General features: G+C 68.0%; 22 protein-coding genes. 6 read left to right on the forward strand and 16 right to left on the reverse strand.

Going from position 1 to position 20,267, the window contains the following annotated elements; all coding sequences use genetic code 11:
- Nucleotides 1-19 precede the first annotated feature (19 nt).
- Nucleotides 20-700 carry a tRNA (guanosine(46)-N(7))-methyltransferase TrmB gene (locus QE363_RS04985; protein ID WP_307102830.1) on the reverse strand — a complete coding sequence of 227 codons (681 nt, stop codon included), beginning with the start codon at nucleotides 698-700 and terminating at the stop codon, nucleotides 20-22.
- A gap of 64 nt (nucleotides 701-764) precedes the next feature.
- Between QE363_RS04985 and QE363_RS04990 the strand changes: the two genes are divergently transcribed.
- Nucleotides 765-1,574 (forward strand): formate/nitrite transporter family protein, encoded by an 810-nt coding sequence (locus tag QE363_RS04990; protein ID WP_309692614.1) that lies wholly within the window; start codon nucleotides 765-767, stop codon nucleotides 1,572-1,574.
- 48 nt (nucleotides 1,575-1,622) lie between these two features.
- Here QE363_RS04990 and metK read toward each other — a convergent pair whose 3' ends face one another.
- Both metK and lnt read right to left on the reverse strand, forming a co-directional pair.
- Nucleotides 1,623-2,822 (reverse strand): methionine adenosyltransferase, encoded by a 1,200-nt coding sequence (metK, locus tag QE363_RS04995; RefSeq protein WP_309692616.1) that lies wholly within the window; start codon nucleotides 2,820-2,822, stop codon nucleotides 1,623-1,625.
- Nucleotides 2,823-2,863: 41 nt separating this feature from the next.
- Entirely contained in the window at nucleotides 2,864-4,402 is a 1,539-nt protein-coding gene (gene lnt, locus QE363_RS05000) for an apolipoprotein N-acyltransferase (RefSeq protein ID WP_309692618.1), read from the reverse strand.
- A gap of 409 nt (nucleotides 4,403-4,811) precedes the next feature.
- On the opposite strand from lnt, the gene QE363_RS05005 reads away from it, so the two are divergent.
- The 3 genes from QE363_RS05005 to QE363_RS05015 are packed head-to-tail and all read left to right on the forward strand — an operon-like array spanning nucleotide 4,812 to nucleotide 6,213.
- On the forward strand, nucleotides 4,812-5,243 hold the full coding sequence (locus tag QE363_RS05005) for a VOC family protein (RefSeq protein WP_309692621.1): 432 nt from the start codon (nucleotides 4,812-4,814) through the stop codon (nucleotides 5,241-5,243).
- Nucleotides 5,240-5,542: a polyhydroxyalkanoic acid system family protein gene (locus QE363_RS05010; protein WP_309692623.1), complete on the forward strand. Its 303-nt coding sequence runs from the start codon at nucleotides 5,240-5,242 to the stop codon at nucleotides 5,540-5,542. The genes QE363_RS05005 and QE363_RS05010 overlap by 4 nt, the downstream gene beginning before the upstream one ends.
- A 41-nt stretch (nucleotides 5,543-5,583) precedes the next feature.
- A complete protein-coding gene (locus tag QE363_RS05015) occupies nucleotides 5,584-6,213 on the forward strand; it encodes a LysE family translocator (RefSeq protein ID WP_309698094.1) in 630 nt (209 codons plus the stop codon).
- A 51-nt stretch (nucleotides 6,214-6,264) separates the two neighbouring features.
- Here QE363_RS05015 and QE363_RS05020 read toward each other — a convergent pair whose 3' ends face one another.
- Entirely contained in the window at nucleotides 6,265-7,596 is a 1,332-nt protein-coding gene (locus QE363_RS05020; protein WP_309692626.1) for a sorbosone dehydrogenase family protein, read from the reverse strand.
- Between the two features lie 238 nt (nucleotides 7,597-7,834).
- Between QE363_RS05020 and QE363_RS05025 the strand changes: the two genes are divergently transcribed.
- Together QE363_RS05025 and QE363_RS05030 are read left to right on the forward strand one after the other, a co-directional pair.
- A complete protein-coding gene (locus QE363_RS05025) occupies nucleotides 7,835-8,668 on the forward strand; it encodes a hypothetical protein (RefSeq protein ID WP_309692628.1) in 834 nt (277 codons plus the stop codon).
- A 325-nt stretch (nucleotides 8,669-8,993) separates the two neighbouring features.
- Complete coding sequence (locus tag QE363_RS05030; protein WP_309692631.1) at nucleotides 8,994-9,272, forward strand: hypothetical protein; 279 nt, start codon at nucleotides 8,994-8,996, stop codon at nucleotides 9,270-9,272.
- A gap of 110 nt (nucleotides 9,273-9,382) precedes the next feature.
- Here the strand turns inward: QE363_RS05030 and QE363_RS05035 are convergent, their stop codons facing one another.
- The 12 genes from QE363_RS05035 to QE363_RS05090 form a co-directional block, all read right to left on the reverse strand.
- Nucleotides 9,383-10,288, reverse strand: a complete 906-nt coding sequence (locus QE363_RS05035) for a hemolysin family protein (protein WP_309692636.1) — start codon at nucleotides 10,286-10,288, stop codon at nucleotides 9,383-9,385.
- 9 nt (nucleotides 10,289-10,297) lie between these two features.
- A complete protein-coding gene (ybeY, locus tag QE363_RS05040) occupies nucleotides 10,298-10,813 on the reverse strand; it encodes an rRNA maturation RNase YbeY (RefSeq protein ID WP_307102851.1) in 516 nt (171 codons plus the stop codon).
- A gap of 93 nt (nucleotides 10,814-10,906) precedes the next feature.
- Nucleotides 10,907-11,905: a PhoH family protein gene (locus QE363_RS05045; RefSeq protein ID WP_307102852.1), complete on the reverse strand. Its 999-nt coding sequence runs from the start codon at nucleotides 11,903-11,905 to the stop codon at nucleotides 10,907-10,909.
- 417 nt (nucleotides 11,906-12,322) lie between these two features.
- The gene (gene miaB, locus QE363_RS05050) at nucleotides 12,323-13,645 is read right to left on the reverse strand and encodes a tRNA (N6-isopentenyl adenosine(37)-C2)-methylthiotransferase MiaB (protein WP_309692641.1); all 1,323 of its coding nucleotides are present in this window, start codon (nucleotides 13,643-13,645) and stop codon (nucleotides 12,323-12,325) included.
- 98 nt (nucleotides 13,646-13,743) lie between these two features.
- Complete coding sequence (locus QE363_RS05055) at nucleotides 13,744-14,493, reverse strand: lysophospholipid acyltransferase family protein (protein WP_309692644.1); 750 nt, start codon at nucleotides 14,491-14,493, stop codon at nucleotides 13,744-13,746.
- On the reverse strand, nucleotides 14,490-14,912 hold the full coding sequence (locus QE363_RS05060) for a Fur family transcriptional regulator (RefSeq protein WP_007406973.1): 423 nt from the start codon (nucleotides 14,910-14,912) through the stop codon (nucleotides 14,490-14,492). The genes QE363_RS05055 and QE363_RS05060 overlap by 4 nt, the downstream gene beginning before the upstream one ends.
- A gap of 99 nt (nucleotides 14,913-15,011) precedes the next feature.
- Entirely contained in the window at nucleotides 15,012-15,482 is a 471-nt protein-coding gene (locus QE363_RS05065; RefSeq protein ID WP_309692656.1) for a GNAT family N-acetyltransferase, read from the reverse strand.
- Nucleotides 15,482-16,120 (reverse strand): tRNA (adenosine(37)-N6)-threonylcarbamoyltransferase complex dimerization subunit type 1 TsaB, encoded by a 639-nt coding sequence (tsaB, locus tag QE363_RS05070; protein WP_309692658.1) that lies wholly within the window; start codon nucleotides 16,118-16,120, stop codon nucleotides 15,482-15,484. The genes QE363_RS05065 and tsaB overlap by 1 nt, the downstream gene beginning before the upstream one ends.
- Before the next feature lie 8 nt (nucleotides 16,121-16,128).
- Nucleotides 16,129-16,719 carry a malonic semialdehyde reductase gene (locus tag QE363_RS05075; RefSeq protein WP_307102863.1) on the reverse strand — a complete coding sequence of 197 codons (591 nt, stop codon included), beginning with the start codon at nucleotides 16,717-16,719 and terminating at the stop codon, nucleotides 16,129-16,131.
- Entirely contained in the window at nucleotides 16,719-17,291 is a 573-nt protein-coding gene (locus tag QE363_RS05080) for a NifU family protein (protein WP_307102865.1), read from the reverse strand. The genes QE363_RS05075 and QE363_RS05080 overlap by 1 nt, the downstream gene beginning before the upstream one ends.
- A gap of 215 nt (nucleotides 17,292-17,506) precedes the next feature.
- Nucleotides 17,507-19,249, reverse strand: coding sequence for a methyl-accepting chemotaxis protein (locus QE363_RS05085; protein ID WP_309692663.1), 1,743 nt, complete (start codon nucleotides 19,247-19,249; stop codon nucleotides 17,507-17,509).
- Nucleotides 19,250-19,352: 103 nt separating this feature from the next.
- The gene (locus tag QE363_RS05090) at nucleotides 19,353-20,069 is read right to left on the reverse strand and encodes an aspartyl/asparaginyl beta-hydroxylase domain-containing protein (protein WP_309692666.1); all 717 of its coding nucleotides are present in this window, start codon (nucleotides 20,067-20,069) and stop codon (nucleotides 19,353-19,355) included.
- Nucleotides 20,070-20,267: the final 198 nt, after the last annotated feature.

Raw genomic sequence — 20,267 nt, forward strand, 5'->3', positions numbered from 1 at the left:
CATCAGGCGCGCGCCGCCGTCACTGGCGGATATACCGGAAATACCACACCTCATGCCCCTGCCGCCGGGCCTTGCGCTCGTAACGGGTTTCGGGCCAGTCGGCGGGGCGGGTGAGGAAGTCGGCCGGGGTCCGCGCCTGCCAGGTAAAGTCGGCCCGCGCGTTCATGATCATCATCGACCAGTGGCAATAGGTCGGATCGTCGGTCCCCAGCCGGAATTCACCGCCCGATTTCAGCTTGCGGGCGATGGTGTCGAGCGGGCCGTGGTTCATCATCCGGCGCTTGGCGTGGCGCGCCTTGGGCCAGGGATCGGGATGGAGCAGGTAGACGCGGTCGAGGCTGGCATCGGGCAGCCGCTCGATCACCTCCAGCGCGTCGCCCATGTGCAGGCGGACATTGGTCAGGTCGCGGTCGCGGATATGGCCCAGTGCGCCGACCACCCCGTTCAGGAACGGCTCGCATCCGATGAAGCCGGTGCCCGGCGTCGCCTCGGCCTGGCCCGCCAGATGCTCGCCCGCGCCGAAGCCGATCTCGACCTGGAGCGGGCGCGCGTCGCCGAACAGCCGCACGGCGTCGAGCGGGCCGTCCTCGGGCACGCTGAGGGTGGGCAGCATGTCCTCGACCAGCGCAGCCTGACCTTGGCGCAGCTTATGGCCCTGTCGCCGGCCATAGAGGCGGCGGATCGTCGTCGGATCGTTCATCGCGCGCCCTTAGCGCGGGGAGGGGGCGGGAGCCAAGACCGTGCGCGCGCGTTGCTGGCGGGGAATGGATCAGGATGACAGCAAAGCCGAGGGCAAGGCGCAGAAAGCCGCCGATGCCAAGGATCTCCACCGTGCGGTGCGCGAGGCGGGGGAAAGCGAGCTCGACCGCCCCGCGGGCGCGCTGTTCTGGTCGGGGCTGGCGGCGGGAATCGCGATCCACAGCTCGCTGATCGCCGAGGGCGCGCTGCATGCGGGTTTGCCCGAGGCACCCTGGCGCGAGCTGGTCACGGCGCTCGGCTATCCGGTCGGCTTTCTGGTGGTGATCCTCGGCCGGATGCAATTGTTCACGGAAAGCACCATCACTGCGATGCTGCCGCTGGTGACCAGGCCATCGGGCTGGGCGTTGCAGCGGACGCTGCGATTGTGGGGGATCGTGCTCTTCGCCAATCTGATCGGCACCGCGCTCGCCGCCGGGATGGTCGCGGGCGGGGCGCTGGGCAATCCGGAGATTCGCGAGGCGATGATCGCGGTGTCGGCGGGCATCCTGGAGCTGAACGGGTGGCAGACGTTCATCAACGCCATCCCCGCCGGTTTCCTGATCGCGGTGGTCGCCTGGATCCTGCCCAATGGCCGGAACCAGGCCTTCTGGATCATCCTGGCGATCACCTATGTCATCGCGATCGCCGGGTTCAGCCATTCGATCGTCGGCGCGGACGAGACGTTCCTGCTGGTCTTTACCGGGCAGGTCTCGGTCGAACAGGCCGTGTTCGGGCTGATGCTCCCGGCGATCCTCGGCAATCTGGTCGGCGGGGCGGGCCTGTTCACGCTGCTGGCGCATGGCCAGGTGCAGGGCGAGACACCGGACCAGCCATAAAAAAGGGGAGCCGAAGCTCCCCTTTTCCGTCATCGGTCGGCGATCGGATCAGGCGACGGCGCCCTTGATCCGTTCGACCAGATCGGTCTTTTCCCAAGTGAACAGCGCGCCTTCGGCTTCGCGGCCGAAATGGCCATAGGCCGCGGTCTTGGAATAGATCGGCGCGTTGAGCTTCAGGTGCTCGCGAATGCCCTTGGGCGTCAGGCGGACCAGCTTGGGAAGGGCGGCCTCCAGCTTGGCTTCCTCGACGGTGCCGGTGCCGTGCAGGTCGACATAGACCGACAGCGGCTCGGCGACGCCGATCGCATAGGACAGCTGGATGGTGCAGCGCTTGGCCAGGCCCGCCGCGACGACGTTCTTGGCGAGATAGCGCGCGACGTAAGCCGCCGAGCGGTCGACCTTGGTCGGGTCCTTGCCGCTGAACGCGCCGCCGCCATGCGGAGCCGCGCCGCCATAGGTGTCGACGATGATCTTGCGGCCGGTCAGGCCGGCGTCACCGTCCGGGCCACCGATTTCGAACAGGCCGGTCGGATTGACGTAGATCTGCTTGTCCTCCGGCAGCCAGCCTTCGGGCAGGATTTCGGTCAGGACCGACTTCACATAGTCGCGAAGCTTGGCCTGGCCCGCCTCGTTCGACAGCTCGGCCGAATGCTGGGTCGACACGACGATCGCGGTCGCGCGGACCGGCACGCCGTTTTCGTACTGGAGCGTCACCTGGCTCTTGGCGTCGGGCTCCAGGAAGGGGGCCGCGCCGGAGTGGCGGTCGGCCGCCATCTTTTCCAGGATCTTGTGGCTGTAATAGAGGGTGGCGGGCATCAGGCCGGGGGTTTCGTCGGTCGCGTAACCGAACATGATGCCCTGGTCGCCGGCGCCTTCGTCCTTGTTGCCGCTCTCGTCCACGCCCATCGCGATGTGCGCCGACTGGCCGTGCAGGTTGTTCGAGAAGTCGAAATTCGCCCAGTGGAAGCCCGACTGCTCATAGCCGATCCGCTTGACGGTTTCGCGCACGGTCTGCTCGATCTCTTCCAGCGCGCCCTCGGCCCACTGGTCGTTCTCGAACACGCCCTTGCAGCGGATCTCGCCCGCCAGCACGACCTTGTTGGTGGTGGTCAGCGTCTCGCACGCGATGCGCGCTTCGGCATCCTTGGACAGGAACAGGTCGACGATCGCGTCGCTGATCTGGTCGGCGACCTTGTCGGGGTGACCTTCGGAAACCGATTCCGAGGTGAAGATGTACGAGTTCCGCATTCCCGTCCTCATAACGATATAAAGATAGCTTTATATCGGTCCTAGCGGGCGCGGCGGCGGATGGCAACGCCGATCGCGGCCAGCGCCGCCGCGATGGCCAGCGCCAGCATGTTGCCGATCCGCGAAAAGGGCGTCGGCGGCAGGGCGGCGGGCAGCGGAGCCTGCGCCGCGCCGGTCACCAGATGCGGGACGGTCGCGACCAACCGGCCGTCGGCGGCGATGATCGCGGAGATGCCGTTGGGCGTGGCGCGCAGGATGGGCAGCCCTTCCTCGATCGCGCGCATCCGCGCCTGCGCCAGATGCTGCGGCGGTCCCCAGCGGCCGAACCAGGCGTCGTTGGACGGGTTGAAGAGCAGGCGCGGACGATGCGCCTCGTCCACCACCTGGCCCGAGAAGATGATCTCGTAGCAGAGCTGCACCCCGACCGGCCCGAAATTCGGCACGCGCAGGTTCCGGGGGCCGGGGCCCGGGCTGAAATCCATGTCGCCGGGGACGAGCCGCGCCAGGCCCAGCGGCTTGAGCAGCCACGGCATGGGCAGATATTCGCCATAGGGCACCAGATGCGCCTTGTCATAGCGGCCGGTGATCCGCGCCGCCGGGCTGATCGCGAAGACGCTGTTGGTCGCGCTGACCACCCGGCGGCGATCGGGCGAGAAGTTCAGCGCGGTGCCGCCGACCAGCGCCGTATCGCGCGGGCCCAGCACGCTGGCGATCCGGCGCCGATCCCAGAAGGGCGGGGCATAGTTGAACCCGAAATAGGCCCAGTCGGGATAGCCGTCCTCGATCATGTCGCGCACCACGCCCTCGGGCCAGACGACCAGGCGCGTGCGGGGACCGGGGCGGCCCGACAGCGCGATCAGCCGCTCGAGCATCTCCGGCCCGTCGCTCTCGCCGCGCTGGTCCTGGCTGACATTGGGCTGGACGACGCGGACCAGCGGCGCATCGGCGCCGGGCTCGGGCGCGCGGGTGAGCGGGGCGGACAGGGCGGCGAGCACGGTCGCGGGCACCATCACCGCGGCCGGACGCCAGTCCCGGCGCAGCGCCAGCCAGATCGCCCCCGCCAGCAGCACGGTCAGCCCCGACAGCGCATAGGTGCCGACAAAGGCGCTCATCCGCGCCACGCCGATCACCGGCAGCCAGACGACCGACACCGGGTCCCAAGCATAGCCGGTGAACAGCCGCGCGCGCAAATATTCGGTCGCGATCCAGGCCGCGGCGAAGATCAGGACATAGGCCGTGTCGGCCCGTCGCCCGCGAAACCGCCACGCGACACCGGCCGCCGCCATCGGAAACACCGCGAGATACAGCGCGAGGCCGACCGCCGCGAAATAGCCCAGCACCGGCGGCATCTTGTCCTGAAAGTCGAAGGCGTGCTGGAACCAGTTGTTGTTGACGGTGAAATGCCCGACCCCGAACGCCCAGCCGCGCCACAGCGCCGCCCGCATGGTCGGCGCGTCCTGCACCAGCGCGAGCAGGACGATCAGCCCGGCCAGCATCAGCGGCCAGAGGTCGAGCGGGGCAAAGCCGCAGGCGGCGACGGCCCCGGCGATCAGGGCGAGGAGGGCGGGATAGCGGGTCACGGCGGCAGGATATGGCGCGTGGCCATGACAGGAGCAATGCGGGAGTTCGCAATCCTCCCTGGGGCCGATCGACATTCAGCGATGCCCTCTTTCCCTCGCCCCTCGCAGAGGGGAGAGGGTTGCGCAGACTTGGCCTTTGCGAGAGCAAAGGCTTAGTCGGAGCTGGGTGAGGGGTGCATGCGCGTAGCGCACGAGCCATTGGGCTCGCTCGACCCCTCACCCAAGCTGCGCTAGCCAGCAGGCTGGCAAGCTTCGCTAACCCTCTCCCCTGTCCAGGGGAGAGGGCAAGAAGACGCAATCGTGAACGTCGATCTGACCCCGCTCCCTCCACCCCGCTGCGTATGTGCAAGCGAGCCGCGCCGGGGAGGAAAGGGTGGCAAAACGGACCCCGCCTCCCTAGCTTCCCTCCATGACCCTGCGCCCCTTCCACCTCGCCTTCCCGGTCCACGACCTGGCCGCCGCCCGCCATTTCTATGGCGAGATTCTCGGCTGTGCCGAGGGGCGTTCGAGCGATCACTGGATCGACTTCGACCTGTTCGGGCATCAGATCGTCGCGCATCTCGACCCCGCCGCACAGCCGATCGCGGTGGAGAATGCGGTCGACGGCCATCAGGTGCCGGTGCCGCATTTCGGCGTCGTGCTGACCATGGCCGACTGGCAGGTGCTGGCCGCACGGGTCGAGGCGGCGGGCGTGACGTTCGGCATCGCGCCCTATGTCCGCTTCCGGGGCCAACCCGGCGAGCAGGCGACGATGTTCTTCCGCGACCCCAGCGGCAATGCGCTGGAGTTCAAGGCCTTTGCCGATGATAAGATGCTGTTCGCCACGGAGATGCCCGCATGACCGTGCCCATTTCGCTCGATATCCCGCACAAGCTCGGCAAGGAGGGCGTCCGTCAGCGGCTGGACGGCGGCATCGGCAAGATCGGCCGGATGATCCCCGGCGGCGCCACGGTCGAGCATCGCTGGGACGGCGACACGATGCACTTCACCGTCGGTGCGATGGGCCAGACCATCGGCGCGCAGGCGACCGTCTATGACGACAAGGTCCATGCGGTGGTGAACCTGCCCGCCTTCCTGTCGCTGTTTTCCAGCCAGCTGGAAGCGGTCATCCGGTCGGAGGCGCCCAAGCTGCTAAAGTAAGAGGGCCCGCACGGGTCCATCGGGGGAAAGAGGGGGGAATGATGGCACTGCATACATGGTGGCTCTTCGTCGGGGCGGTGTTCCTCCTGTCGGGCACGCCCGGCCCCAACATGCTGCACATCATGACCCGGTCGGTCGATATGGGGCTGAGGCGCAGCACGGCCGCCATGGCGGGATGCCTGAGCGCGGTGGTGATCGTGTTGGCCGCGTCCGCCGCGGGGCTGACGACCCTGCTGCTGGCGCTGCCCGGCGCGTTCGAGGTGATCCGCTATGCGGGCGTCGCCTATCTGCTGTTCCTGGGGATCAAGGCGTGGCGCGCGGACGTCGCGCCGGTCGATGTCGGTGACGGTGCGATCCCGCCCAGCCTGTCGCACCGCGCGGTCTTTCGCGGCGGCTTCCTGATCGGGATCAGCAACCCCAAGCTGATCCTGTTCGCCGTCGCCTTCCTGCCCCAGTTCATCAATCCCGCCAGAGCCCAGATGCCGCAATTCGCGATCCTGGTCGCCACCTTCGCGGTGATCGAGGGGCTGTGGTATGCGGTCTATGCGCTCGGCGGGCGTTCGCTGTCGCGCTATCTGGGCAGGCCGTCGGTGAAGCGCGCGTTCAACCGCCTGACGGGCGCGATCTTCATGGGTTTCGGCCTGGCGCTGCTGAAGGTGAAACCCGCCTGAGCGGGCCCTGAGCGGGAGGGCGGGGCCCGGACCGACCGGACCCCTCCGACCTTACTGGGCGGCGTGGACCTTCCACACCACATTGCCGACATCGTCCGCCACCAGCAGGCCGCCCGTCGCCTTGTCGACGATCACGCCGACGGGGCGTCCCTGCGCCTCGCCCTTGGCGTTGAGGAAGCCGGTGACGACATCGACCGGCTTCACCCCCGGCACCGGAAAGCCGTTCGCGGCGAACGGCACGAAAACGACCTTGTAGCCCGAGGGCGGCTTGCGGTTCCACGAGCCATGCTCGCCGACGAACACGCCCTGTGCGAAGCGGTCGCCCAGCTTGGCCCCCTGTGCGAAGGTCAGGCCCAGCGCCGCGACGTGCGGCCCCAGCGCATAGTCGGGGCGCTTCACATATTGCTGGAGTGCGGGGTTGGCGGGCTGGACCCGGTCGTCGGGATAGCCGCCCCAATAATACCAGGGCCAGCCGAATTGGTCGCCGAACTCGACCTGAGTCAGATAATCGGGCGCCAGGTCCGAGCCGAGCATGTCGCGTTCGTTGACCACGGTCCACAGTCGCCCGTTCTGCGGATTCAGCGCCATGCCGTTCGGGTTGCGCAAGCCCGAGGCATAGATCCGCCAATTCTTGTCCTTGGGCCAGACCTGAAGGATGGCGGCGCGGTATTTCTCGGCCTCCATGCCGTTCTCGGCGACGTTGCTGGCCGATCCGACCGAGACGAACAGCGTCTGGCCGTCGCCCGAGGCGATGACGTTACGCGCCCAGTGGTTGCCCGCGGGGTTCAGCGGGACGACCTTTTCGGGGCGCGCGGTGATCCTGGTCTCGCCATCGCGATACGGCACGCGCACCAGCGCATCGGTGTTGCCGATGTACAGATAGCCGTCGAACAGCACCATGCCGAAGGGCGAGTTCAGCCCGGTCAGGAACGGGGTCTTCAGATCGGCCACGCCGTCGCCATTGGTATCGCGCAGCAGCGTGATCCGGTTGGCCGACGGCACCGCCGCACCCGCCCGGCCGAGGAAGAAGTTCATGACCCGCTGCACGATCCCGGCATTGGGCCGGGGCGGCGAGTTGGTTTCGGCCACCAGCACGTCGCCATTGGGCAGTTCGTACAGCCAGCGCGGATGGTCGAGCCCGCTCGCAAAGGCCTGGATCGCCAGCCCCGGCGCCACGCTCGGCTTGGCCCCGTTCGCCCAGCCCACGGGCTTGGCGATGTCGACGGTCGGGATCACCTGTTCACGCGGTGCCCCGATGGTCGGCTGCTTGCCCGCCACCTGGTCGACGCTCAGCCGGGCTGTGTCGGGCCAGGCCAGCCAGACGACGATGGCGATGCCGATCAGGACGATGATGCCGGATACGATCAGGACGTGTTTGCGCATCCCTCGAGGATAAGCGGGGCCGCGGGCGGGGGGAAGGCACTAAGGCGACGCGTGCCCAATTTTTCGCAGGCGGAGGGAAGGCGTGTCAGGGTTTCTGACAGATTCGGGAGCAGCCTGTTGATAGGATGTTACGAGGCGAACCAATATCCAAGCAATTCCGGTACTTCTGGAAAGTATTCGCAAAATGTAAAATTTCCTATCATAACAGGATCGGCTCAAACCTATCGGGGGTAATCGAGTGTTCAAGATATTCATGCTGGCCGTCGCGGCGTTTGCGCTGCCGACCGTGCAAGCATCCGCTTCCACTCAGGATAAATCCAATTCCCAGGCGACCGAAAAGACCGGTCAATCGGGTGAAGTCGTCGTCCAGGGCAGCAACGATCGCAACGCGCCGCCGCCGCCGGGGATCAACAAGGTGATTACCGGGCAAAGCTTTGCGATGGTGGCCGACCGTTCCGCCCGATTCGCCAAATGCGCGAAAAATCTCGATGCCAAGATGCTTGGTCCCCTGATCGATGGCGACATGAACAGCGCGCCGCAGACCTATGCGCTTGACCGGATCATCCGGGCGAACAGCGGATGCTATTCGGACCTGCCCTTTGCCAGCGCGCCGCCACAGTTGGGGGAGTGCAATCCCGTCGCGCAGCAGGACATCGTGACCTGCCGCAACCTGTACGATCGTGGTGCGCTGCTCGAAGAGGCGATGGCACGCTATGCCCCCGATGCCACGCTGAGCGAAGCGGATGTGAACAATCCGGCGATCCAGCAGCGGCTGAACATGCGTGAGGCGGGGCGCAACGCCCGGCGCATTCCGAGCGATCGACTGTTGTTTCAGATCGGCATCTGCATGACCCGGCTGCGCCCCGATCTGGTGACCCGCATGGTCCAGGCGCATGGCAATCCCGCCTTGCAGGAGCGCCTGACCCTGATGGTGCTCGATCAGGCCCGCCCGTGCGTCGGCAATGCCAAGAAGGTGACCATGGAGCCGATCCAGCTGCGCTATTATCTGGACGACGCCTTCTACCGCTGGGTCGTGGCGGCACGCGACGTGGGTACGCTGCTCGAATCGTGATTTGGCCGCCGACGCCTTGGGGAGCACGTCGACGGCCGTCGAAGGCGCGAAATGTCAGGGAGTTTATTTCGCGCCCTCGAATCTGGAAACTTGGGCTTCGATCATCCTGAACGATATAGGGGTTTCCCGCGCGCCGTTCTGACCGCTTAGGCATTCATAAGCGAGCCGGCTTGACCGGCATAACGCATTAAAACGACTTCAGTGATCGAGTGGCTGATTTTTCTCCGGCGGCGTAGGTAGATCCGAAACGAATGCGAGAGTCATTGCGTACGACCTGACCAGGCCTAGCATCCCCATGCCACATGGCATGTTCAGGGAGGCCGAGATGACGAAGATTGCGCTGTCCATTCCAGGGTTCGCCGCACTGGCGACGGTTGCCATTGCGGGGGCGGCCACGCCGGCGCTGGCACGGCCGACCTGTCAGCAGGAGGTGGAGATCCGGTGTTCGGGCTATGACTTTGCCGGTCAGCCGCGCCTGGACATCCATTATTCCAGCTATGAGCAATGCGTCGAAAGCGAAACGGCGGTACGATGCACCACACCGCGCGATGGTTCGGAGACTGCCAACCTGATGCGTTTTCGATCCCCGCAGGCGCGGGGATGAACAGGGGCGGTTTGCCGGGGCGTCCGGCAAACCGCCCACCGTATCGCCGTGGTGAAGGGGACTGACCAGGTCCTCGCTGCGCAGACCCGCTGATCCCCGTCAGGCGCGGATCAATCCTCCGCCGCCGCCACCGCAGGATGCAGGCGCAGGCGGTGGATGCGGCGTTCGTCGGCCTCCGTCACCTCGATCCGCCAGCCGCTGGGATGGTCGAGGCACGTGCCGACCGGCGGCACCTGTCCCGCCATCACCGCGGTCAGGCCGCCCAGCGTGTCGACATCGTCCTCCGCCTCTTCGAGCGCGGGGTCGACGGTGCGCGCGACCTCCTCCAGCCCGACCCGCGCATCGGCGTCCCAGGCCCCGCCGTCGAGCGGCACCAGCAGTGCCTGCGGCGCCTCGTCATGCTCGTCCTCGATCTCGCCGACGATCTCCTCGATCAGGTCCTCGATGGTGACGAGCCCCTCGGTGCCCGAATATTCGTCGAGCACCACCGCCAGATGCACCCGCTTCTGGCGCATGTCGGCGAGCAGATCGAGCGCGCCGCGCGACATCGGCACATACAGCGGATCGCGGATCAGCCCGGCCAGGGTGGCGGGATGCTCCGCGCCGGTCGCCAGGATGTTGAACACGTCCTTGATATGGACCATGCCGATGATCTGGTCGAGCGTCTCGCGATAGACGGGCAGGCGGCTATGCCCGGCCTCGGCGAAGATCTGGACGAGATGGTCGAAGGTCGTCCGCTCCTCGATCGCGATGATGTCCGCACGGGGGACGCCCACATCGCCCGCGTCGCGCTCGCCGAAATGCAGGAGGTTGCGGACCATCTGCCGCTCCAGCGGGGTCAGGTCGCCCTTGGCGTCGGGGCCGGGATCGTCCTCGTGCCGGTCGATCGCCTCTTCCAGCTGGTCGCGCAGCGATTCTTCCTGATCGCCGCCGAAGATCAGGGATTTCAGCCCCTGCCAGATACCGGATTCGTGGGAGTCACCGTTGCCGGTGCTGCTACTGGGGCCGTCGGCCATCGGGGGGTGTCAGTCCTCGCGTATCAGATAGGGGTCGGCGATGCCGAGGCTGGCCAGCGCGTCGCGCTCGATCGCTTCCATCGCTTCGGCCTCGTCATCCTGCATATGGTCATAGCCTAGCAGATGAAGCACGCCGTGCACCAGCAGATGAGTCGCATGGGTTTCGGTCGCGATCCCGCGTTCGGCCGCCTCGGCGACGCACACGCCATGCGCCAGCACGATGTCGCCCAGCAGCACCTCGCCATCGTCCGAATTCTGCGTGACCGTCTCGATCAGGTCGGGCTGGACCATCGGGAAGGACAGGACGTTGGTCGACTTGTCCTTTTGACGATACTGGCGGTTGAGCGCGTGCACTTCGTCATCGCTGGTCAGCCGGACCGAGATCTCGATGATCGCGGGCGTGGTCAGCAGGGGGCCATGCGGCGTCCGCTCGATCGCGGCGCGGGCGGCGCGGGTGGCGAGCGCGGTCCACTGGTCCTCGTCGCCGGACCAGGGCTCTTCATGGATCAGCGCAATCTCGATCATCGGGGCCTTTCAGGGGCGGCGGGGGCGGTCGGACGGTAAATCGCCGCCCCCTATCAACAGTTCCGGCGTTACGCCAACGAAAGGACGAGGCCGTCAGGCATTCGGCCCCTCATAGGCATCGACGATCCGCCCGACGATGGGATGGCGCACCACGTCGGCGGCGGTAAAGCGGCTCATCGCGATTCCCTCCACGCCCTCCAGGCGCCGCACCGCATCCGCCAGGCCCGAGGCCGCGACGCCGCCGGGCAAGTCGACCTGGTTGGGATCGCCACAGATCACCATCCGGCTGTTCTGGCCGAAGCGGGTCAGGAACATCTTCATCTGCGCAGGGGTGGTGTTCTGCGCCTCGTCGAGGATGACGAAGGCATCGGCCAGCGTCCGGCCGCGCATGAAGGCGATCGGCGCGATCTCGATCTCGCCGCTGGCGATCCGCCGCTCCACCTGCTCGGCGGGCAGGCAGTCGTAGAGCGCGTCGTAGAGCGGACGGAGATAGGGATCGACCTTCTCCTTCATGTCGCCGGGCAGGAAGCCCAGCCGCTCGCCCGCCTCGACCGCCGGGCGCGACAGGATCAGCCGCTGGACGGAGCCGGTGATGAGCTGCGCCACCGCCTGCGCGACCGCGACATAGGTCTTGCCGGTGCCCGCCGGCCCGAGCGCGAAGATCATGTCGTTGGACACGAGCTGCTTCATGTAATGCGCCTGGGCGGGCGTGCGCGGGACGATCGTCTTCTTGCGCGTGCGGATCATGATTGGCGGGGCGGACGTCCGCTCGGCGCTGAGAATGCCGTCGAGCGTCGGTTCGGAGGCCATCGCGATCGCGGCGTCGACCAGGCCGGTATCGACCTCCTCGCCGCGCTGGATACGGGCATAGAGGTCGTTCAGCACGTCGCGGGCCAGCGCCACCTGCTCCGAGGTCCCCTCCAGCCCGACGCGGTTGCCGCGCGCGGTGATGTAGACGCCCAATCGATTTTCCAACGCGACCAGATTGCGGTCATATTGGCCGAACAGCTGCGCCAGCACTTGCGGCTTGTCGAAGCTGAGTTCCGCCCGGCTGCGTTCACCGGCCTGGGCGGGGAGGGGCTTGCGGCTCATGCGGTCCTTTCACCGTCTGTTGTCCCGCCAAGATGGGATGGCAGGGCACGGAACGCCAGCGAAATTGCATGACATAGGTGTGTCGGCGGGACGGTTTTTCGCGCGCAGAGGCGCGGAGGACGCAGAGAAGAAGAGCATTCCCTCGCGATCGGGAGACCCTCTTCTTCCTCCGCGCTCTCTGCGCCTCTGCGCGATCAGGAAGATTTGGTTCGCGCGAAGACGCGAAGACGCGATGATGTCGTATCGCGGGCGAAGGCGGCCTATCCCTCTCGACCGTTTCGATAGGTCTTCCGGTCGCGAGAGCGGGATGCGCTGTCGGTGATCAGCATCACTTCGCGCCTTCGCGTCTTCGCGTGAACAAACACCGTCGCGCGGGGGCTTCGACTTCGCTCAGCCCGAACGGACGTAAGGGACGGCTTACGCCGCCGCCTTGACCTTGGCCTGTCCGGTCAGCGAGTTCGGGCCCGCCGCGACCAGTTCCACCTCGACCAGATCGCCGATCTGGTGGTCGCCGATCAGGTGGACCGACTGCAACCAAGGCGACTTGCCGAGCATCTGGCCGGGCAGCTTGCCGCGCCGCTCGATCAGGACGGTGCAGGTCCGCCCGACGCTCGCCATGTTGAAGGCGTGCTGGTCGCGGTTGAGCGCGGCCTGAAGCCGCTGGAGCCGGTCGTCCATCACCTCGGCAGGGACCTGATCGGTCATGGTCGCGGCGGGGGTGCCGGGGCGGGGGGAATATTTGAAGCTGAACGCCTGCGCATGGCCCATCGCGTCGACCAAGCTGAGCGTGTCGGCGAACTCCGCCTCGGTCTCTCCCGGAAAGCCGACGATGAAATCGCCCGACAGCGCGATGTCGGGGCGCGCTTCGCGGACGCGGTCGATTACTCGCATATAGCTGTCGCGGCTATGCTGGCGGTTCATCGCCTTCAGGATGCGGTCGCTGCCCGACTGGACCGGCAGGTGGAGGAAGGGCATCAGGCTCTCGACATCGCGGTGCGCGTCGATCAGCCCCTGCGTCATGTCGTTGGGATGGCTGGTCGTGTAGCGGATGCGGTGGAGCCCCGGAATCCGGTCCATTGCGCGGATCAGCCCGTGAAGGCCCCGGTCGTCGGCGTCGTTCCAGGCATTGACGTTCTGGCCCAGCAGCGTGATCTCGCGCGCGCCCGCATCGACCAGCGCGCGCGCCTCGTCCATGATCGCCGAATAGGAGCGGCTGACCTCCGCCCCGCGCGTATAGGGCACCACGCAATAGGTGCAGAATTTGTCACAACCCTCCTGCACGGTCAGGAAGGCCGAGGGGCCGACCTTGCGGCGGCCGGGCAGGTGGACGAATTTCGATTCGACCGGCATGTCGGTATCGAGCGCCGACTCGCCCGCCGCCGCCCTGGCGACCAGGTCGGGCAGGTTGTGATAGGCCTGCGGGCCGACCACCACATCGACCTTGGCGCGGCGGACGATCTCGGGCCCTTCGGCCTGGGCGACGCAGCCGGCGACCGCGATCATCGGCTTGCGGCCCTCGTCGGCGGCGTCCTTTCGGATACGGCCGATCTCCGAATAGACGCGCTCGGTCGCGCGTTCGCGGATGTGGCAGGTGTTGAGCACCACCAGATCGGCGGCACCGGCATCGTCGGTGGCGGACAGGCCTTGCGCGGCCATCAGCTCGGCCATGCGCTCGCCGTCATAGACGTTCATCTGACAGCCGAAGGACTTGACGTGGAAGGTCTTGGGAGATGCGGGCATGACGCGCCCCTTATCGCAAATCGCGGGGCCTCGCCAGCGTCGGCGATGGGGGCGTCGTGCCGGGCAGGACAGGGCCCCCGCGCGGTGCGACAAACGGGTCAGGATGCGGCGATGCGCGCCCGGGCCTCGGCGGCGATCGCCTTGCGGTCGGGGCAGTCGGCGGGATCGAACGGCTCCAGATAATGAAGCGTCACCACGAAGCGCCCCGGTCGCCGCAGCACCCGCCTGGCATGGGCGTCGCCCGCATCGTCGCCCAGCCACGCCAGATCGGCCGCCGCCGCGCCATAGTCTATCCGCACCGGCTGAACGCGGATGCCGGGAATGGGCGGGACCAAGGCGGCGAACAGCGCGGGTTTGAAGGGCAGGAGGTGCAGATCGTCGCCCGTCGTCCCCTCCGGAAAGATCGCCAGCGTCTGCCTCTCAGTCAGCGCGGCGCGGATGGTCGCCACCTGATCGCCGACACCTAGGCGGTCGCCGCGCGCGACGAACACGGTGCGGTTGAGCCCCGCCAGCCAGCCGATCAGCGGCAGCGCCGCGACCTCCGCCTTGGCGACGAAGCGGGTGCCCGATGTGCCCGCCAGCAGCAGGATGTCCATCCAGCTCAGGTGATTGGCCGCGATCATCGCATCCCGCCGGAGCGGGGTGCCGGTGACCCGAATGTCCGCGCCCAGGATGATGGCGACCCGGCGCAGGAACCGGGGCGGCCAGGGCGAGCGGCGTCCGAGTGCCCGCCAGGCCCCATGCAGCATCAGCGCGACCAGCAGCGTGCCGATAATGCACGAAAGGCGACCCGCTGCACGCAGGCCGCCCTTGTGGTCGGCATCGGACAAGGCGACGCTCGCCGTCATCCCTTGCGGTCGAGGCTGACGCCGTAAAGCTCCATCCGGTGGTCGACCAGGCGGAAGCCCAGCTTCTCGGCGATCGCCTTTTGCAGCTGCTCCAGCTCGGGGTCGACGAACTCGATCACGCGGCCGGTCTCGACATCGATCAGGTGATCGTGATGCGCCTCGGGCGAGGGTTCGTAGCGGGCGCGGCCGTCGCCGAAATCGTGGCGGTCCAGGATGCCGGCTTCCTCGAACAGGCGGACGGTGCGGTACACGGTCGCGATCGAGATGCCCGGATCGATCTTGGCGGCGCGCTCATAGACTTTTTCCACATCGGGATGGTCCTCCGCTTCCGACAGGACGCGGGCGATCACGCGGCGCTGTTCGGTGATGCGCAGTCCCTTTTGCGCGCACAGCGCTTCAAGATCGATTTTGCGGGCCATGGTAACGTTCAACTCCTCGGGCTGACCCCCTCTCTACGCGCAAAGCCTAATTGCGAAAAGGGGATAGCGACTCGCAATAACCCGGAAACTGTGATCGGGTCAGGCAATGGCGCGGGCATAGGTGTGGGCATCATAATGCCGCCCGTCCGCGCCCTTGTAATAATTGCGCCGTTCGCCGCATTTGGCAAAGCCGTGCGCGGTATAGAACAGCACCGCCGGATTGTTCGAGCGGACCTCCAGGTGCAGCGTCACCACCCCCGATGCGGCGCAATCGGCGATCACCGAGCGGATCAGCGCGCTGGCGATCCCATGGCGGCGATGATCGGGGACGACGCCCAGCAGCAGCAGCTCCGCCTCATCCATCACGGCGCGGGTCAGCGCGAAGCCCGCCGGTTCCCCGCCCGCCTCGGCGATCAGCAGATGGACGCCGGGCATGGCCATCACGCCCAGCAGCTGGGCCCGCGTCCAGGCCTCGCCCCATTGCGGATCGAAGGCGGCGGCCATGACCTGCTCGGCCGCGCCCGCATCGCGGGCATCCCCGGCGCGCAGCTGCACGCTGAGGCTGGCCATCAGGCGGCGAGCTCGGGCGGGGTGATGCCGCCGGGGAGCTTGGCATCGGGCGCGCGGCCATAGACGGGGCGCGGCGCCAGGCCGACCAGCTCCTGCGGCAGCCGCCACGCCTCGGACGCATCGGGCAGCGCCTCGACCACCGGCAGGTCGGGGGCGAGCGCGGTCAGCCAGCGCACGCCGTTGCCGACCGCCACCCGGCCCTCCAGCGCGGCGAGCGCGGCATCGGGCTTCATCGAGGCGAAGGGGGAGAGCGGCGTCAGGTCGCGGGCAAAGGCCTGGACGAACACCTCGCCATGCCCGCCCTCCAGCACGACGGTCAGCGCCTCGTCCGTCCGCATCGCAAAGGCGGCGGCGGCGACCAGCGCCAGCGAGTGATAGCCCGTGGCGCTCACGCCCCAGCCCAGCGCCAGCCCGCGCGCGGCGGCGATGCCGACCCGGATGCCGGTGAAGCTGCCGGGGCCGCAATCGACCAGGATGCGCGCCGCCCGGCCGCCATCGGGCAGCGCGGCGATCATCGGCACCAGCTTTTCGGCATGGCCGCGCCCGACGACGTCATGGGCATGGCCGATCACCCGCTCGCCCTCCAGAAGGGCGACCGAGCAGGCGGCGGTGGCGGTGTCGATGACCAGCGTGCGCAAGATGGGGCTCAGACGATCCGGTTGGCCTGTTCGAACGACAGGCGGGGATTGCGCGGGTGCAGCGTGCTGCGGTCGCCATAGCCGATCGTCGCGATGAAGTTGGACCGCACGCCCGGCTGGTCGGCGAAGAACGCCTTGTCCACCGCGCCCTGGTCAAAGCCCGACATCGCGCCGGTATCCAGCCCCAGCGCACGCGCGGCCAGGATCAGATAGGCGCCCTGAAGCGAGCTGTTGCGGAAGGCGGAGGCTTCGCGCAGCTCGGTATTGCCGTCGAACCAGCTCTTGGCATCGACATGCGGGAAAAGCTGCGGCAGGTTTTCGTGGAAATTCACGTCCATGCCGATCACCACGGCGGCGGGGGCTGCGCGGATCTTGTCCGCGTTGCTGCCCGTCGCGCAGTCGGCCAGCCTGTCCTTCGCCTCCTGGCTCAGGCACCAGACCATGCGCGCCGGGCTCTGGTTGGTCGAGGTCGGGGCCATCTTCATCAAGTCCCAGACCGCGCGAATCTCGTCCTCGCCGACGGGCGTGTCGAGATAATGGTTGAAGGTCCGGCCTTCGCGGAACAGCCGGTCGAGGCTGGCGTCGTCGATCGGGTTCATCAGACGGCCCTCACTTCGGTGACTTCGGGGACATAATGGCGCAGCAGCTGCTCGATGCCGTTCTTGAGCGTCGCGGTGGAGGAGGGGCAACCCGCGCAGGCGCCCTGCATCTTGAGATAGACCTTGCCCTTGTCGAAGCCGCGATAGACGATGTCGCCGCCGTCATTGGCGACCGCGGGCCGGACGCGCGTGTCGATCAGTTCGCGGATCTGCGCGACGATGTCGGCATCCTCGGGATCGTCGGCGAACGCCTCTTCCTCGCCCGGAACCGCGAAATCGGCCGCGCCCTGCCTGAACAGTGGCATCTGCGCCGAGAAATGGTCGAGCAGGATGCCGAGCACATCGGGCTTCACGTCCGACCAGTCGGTGCCGGGCGCGACCGTGACCGAGACGAAGTCGCGGCCGAAGAACACGCCGGTCACGTCGCCCAGGTTGAAGATCGCCTCGGCCAGCGGGCTGGCGGCGGCTTCCTCGGGCGAGGCGAAGTCGCGGGTGCCGCTGTCCATGACCTTGCGGCCGGGCAGGAATTTCAGCGTCGCCGGATTGGGCGTCGGTTCGGTCTCGATCAGCATGTCCCCCATGTGGCGCGGGTCGCGACGGGGATCAAGCACGGGCGGGGAAAGGATGCGTTTCGAATCCCCAAGCCATGATGGTCCCCCGCCCGATTCCAGCGGCGCCGGCCCGCTCCCCCACCCGGCCTCCCACAGAGTATCCTTGATGGGAGGCCGGGTGGGGGAGCGGGCCGGCGCCGCCCGAACGCGCTGCCAGCGCGTTTCCAAACGGCCCCTCAAGCGACGAGGTGCAGCGGCGCCGACGGCCGGGCGCTGCGCGGCTCGGCCAGGCGGAAGCGGGCGATCGCCGCGTTCAACTCCTCCGCCTCCTGCGCCAGGGTGCGCGCGGCGGCGGTCGCCTGTTCGACCATCGCGGCATTTTGCTGGGTGACGCCGTCCATCTCGGTCAGCGCGAGGTTGATCTGGCCCATGCTGCCCGCCTGATGCGCGGTATCCTTGGCGATGCCGGTCATCAGCGCGCCGATTTCGCCCATCCCCTGGTTGATCCGGGTCAGCGCGTCGCCGGTCTGGCCGACCAGGTCGACGCCGACGCGCACCTGATCCGCGCTGGCCAGGATACGCGCCTTTACGTCGCGCGCGGCATCCGCCGAACGCTGCGCCAGCGCGCGGACCTCGGACGCGACGACCGCGAAGCCCTTGCCCGCATCGCCCGCCCGCGCGGCTTCGACCCCGGCGTTGAGCGCGAGCAAATTGGTCTGGAAGGCGATGCCGTCGATCACCCCGATGATCGTGGCGATCTCGGTCGAGGCATGTTCGATGTCGCCCATCGCGGCGCGGGCGCGGTCGACCACCGCGCCGCCCTCGCGCGCCTCGCTGCGGGTCCGCTCGACCACCTGCGCGGCCTGGGCGGCGCCGTCGGCGGCGTGGCGGACGGTGGCGGTGACCTCATCCATCCCGGCAGCGGTCTGCTCCAGGCTGGCGGCCTGTTGCTCGGTCCGGCGGGACAGGTCGTCAGAGGCCTGGCGAATGTCGATCGCGCCCGCCCGGATGCCGTCCGCCGTGCCCGCCACCGCCGCCATGGCGGCCTGCAAGGCCAACATCGCGCCGTTGAAATCGGCCTTCAGCCGCGCGAAGGGCGCCTCCAGCGGCGCGTCGATCCGGGCGGTCAGGTCCCCCTTCGCCAGCGCGGACAGGCCCTGGCCGATGCTCGACACGATCAGGTCGGTCTGGCGCGCCTTGGCCGCTTCGGCCTCGGCCAGATGGTCGCGAAACGCCGCCATCGAGCGGGCCATCTCGCCCACCTCGTCCGCGCGCGATCCGTGCGGGATGGCGATGTCGGTCTGCCCGGCGGCCAGCGCCCCCATCGCGGCGCGCAGGTCGTGCAGCGGGCGCACCACCGTGCGCAGCGCGATGGTCAGCCCCATGGCCAGCCCGACCACCGCCAGCATCACGGTCGCGCCGATCAGGATCCAGCGACCCTGTTCGGCGGTCTCGGCGGCGCGTTCGTGAAGCGCGGCGACGTCCTCCTTCAGCGCGTCGATCCGGCTGTCGGCGATCGTGGAGGCGCGCCGCTCGGCGGGGCGGACGCGCTGGCGGAAATGGGCCAGGCCGCCCGCCCGGTCGCCGCCATTGGCCAGCCGCCCGGCGATCGCCAGTTCGGCGCGCACCTGGTCCTGTGACGCCAGATACTCGGCCGATACCGATCCCGGCGGCGCGCGGCGCAGCGACGCCAGCTCGTCGCCGAAGCTGGCCAGTCGCCTGGTGAATTTGGTCAGGATCACCTGCCGCTCCGCCGGGTCCTCCTCCAGCGCCAGGTTGAGCGCATCGCGCTGCAACGACCGGCTGAGCGAGCGCAGTTCCGCCAGCCGGAACATCAGCGCGCCCGCATCGGTGGCGGCTTCATTGGCGGCGGCCACCCTTTGCGAGAGGTGAAGCGTCACCCCCGACAGGCTGGCGAGCAATATCACGAACACCAGGACCGGGGCGATCAGGCGGGCGGCGACACTTTTGATTTTCATGACAAATTTGTGACAAAAGCCAATGGAAAGAGTGACTTGCCATTGGTGTCGGCGGGTTGCCAAAATATTAACGTCGCCGCGTCACGGGCCCCGGTCGGGATTTTCAAGCGGGGCGGTCGTGCTGCCCCAGTCCCAACAGCGACTCGGCGATCCAGCGTCCCGGCTGGCGCAGCGGGCGGACGACCTGGACGACCAGGATGGTGCGGGTCCCGCCCGTCTCGTTCCACATTTCATGGACATAGGTGTCATCGAACACCAGGGTCTCGCCCTCGGCCCAACGGACGATGCGATCCTTCACCCGCATCCGCGCATCGCCGTCGCGCGGGACGGCGAGCCCCAGATGGCAGGTGATCAGCCCCTTGGTCGCGCCGCGCCGGGGCGGGACATGCGCACCGGGCGCGAGTCGGGCGATATGGGCATCATGGAGCCCCGGAATTGCCGCGACGGTCGCCGCCAAGCGCGGGCAGGCGCGCCAGTCCGCCCCGGCCGCCGGATCGGCGCGCACCTCGTCGCGGATCGCGGCCCAGTGGCAACGGAGCCCCGCCGTCCAGCCGAAGTCACGCACGTCGAGCACCGGATCATTGGCGACCAGCGAGGAGGCCGCGATCACCCGGTCGGGCAGGTGCCGCAACCGCGCGCCGATCGCCCGGCCGAGCGACGGCCGCGTCGCCGCGTCGGTCGGCGGGAACGGGGCGGGCTGGGGCGGGACCAGCGACAGGTCGGCCCTGGGGGCGGGGGCATCCGCGTCGCATGCGCCCGATTTATGCCATATTGCGCCCTGCGAAGGACGCTGGACTCCGGCATTCATCGACTTGGTCATCACGCGCTTCATATCCCCGGCCTCGACGCCTGCACCGGGGACGTTGGCCGTCCTCCTGCCGCAAGGTCAGTGTCGCCGGACTAGCTCGCCTATGGGTCGAAATGATGGCGACGACCCGGCGGGGGAGCGCCGCGGGGCGGGGGATTGGGGCGATTTGGGGGCGACTGGCGGTGGCGCGTTCGCCGCGATAAGAGGGGG

It is taken from the genome of Sphingomonas sp. SORGH_AS_0870, assembly GCF_031453175.1.
In the GTDB taxonomy this organism is placed as follows: domain Bacteria; phylum Pseudomonadota; class Alphaproteobacteria; order Sphingomonadales; family Sphingomonadaceae; genus Sphingomonas.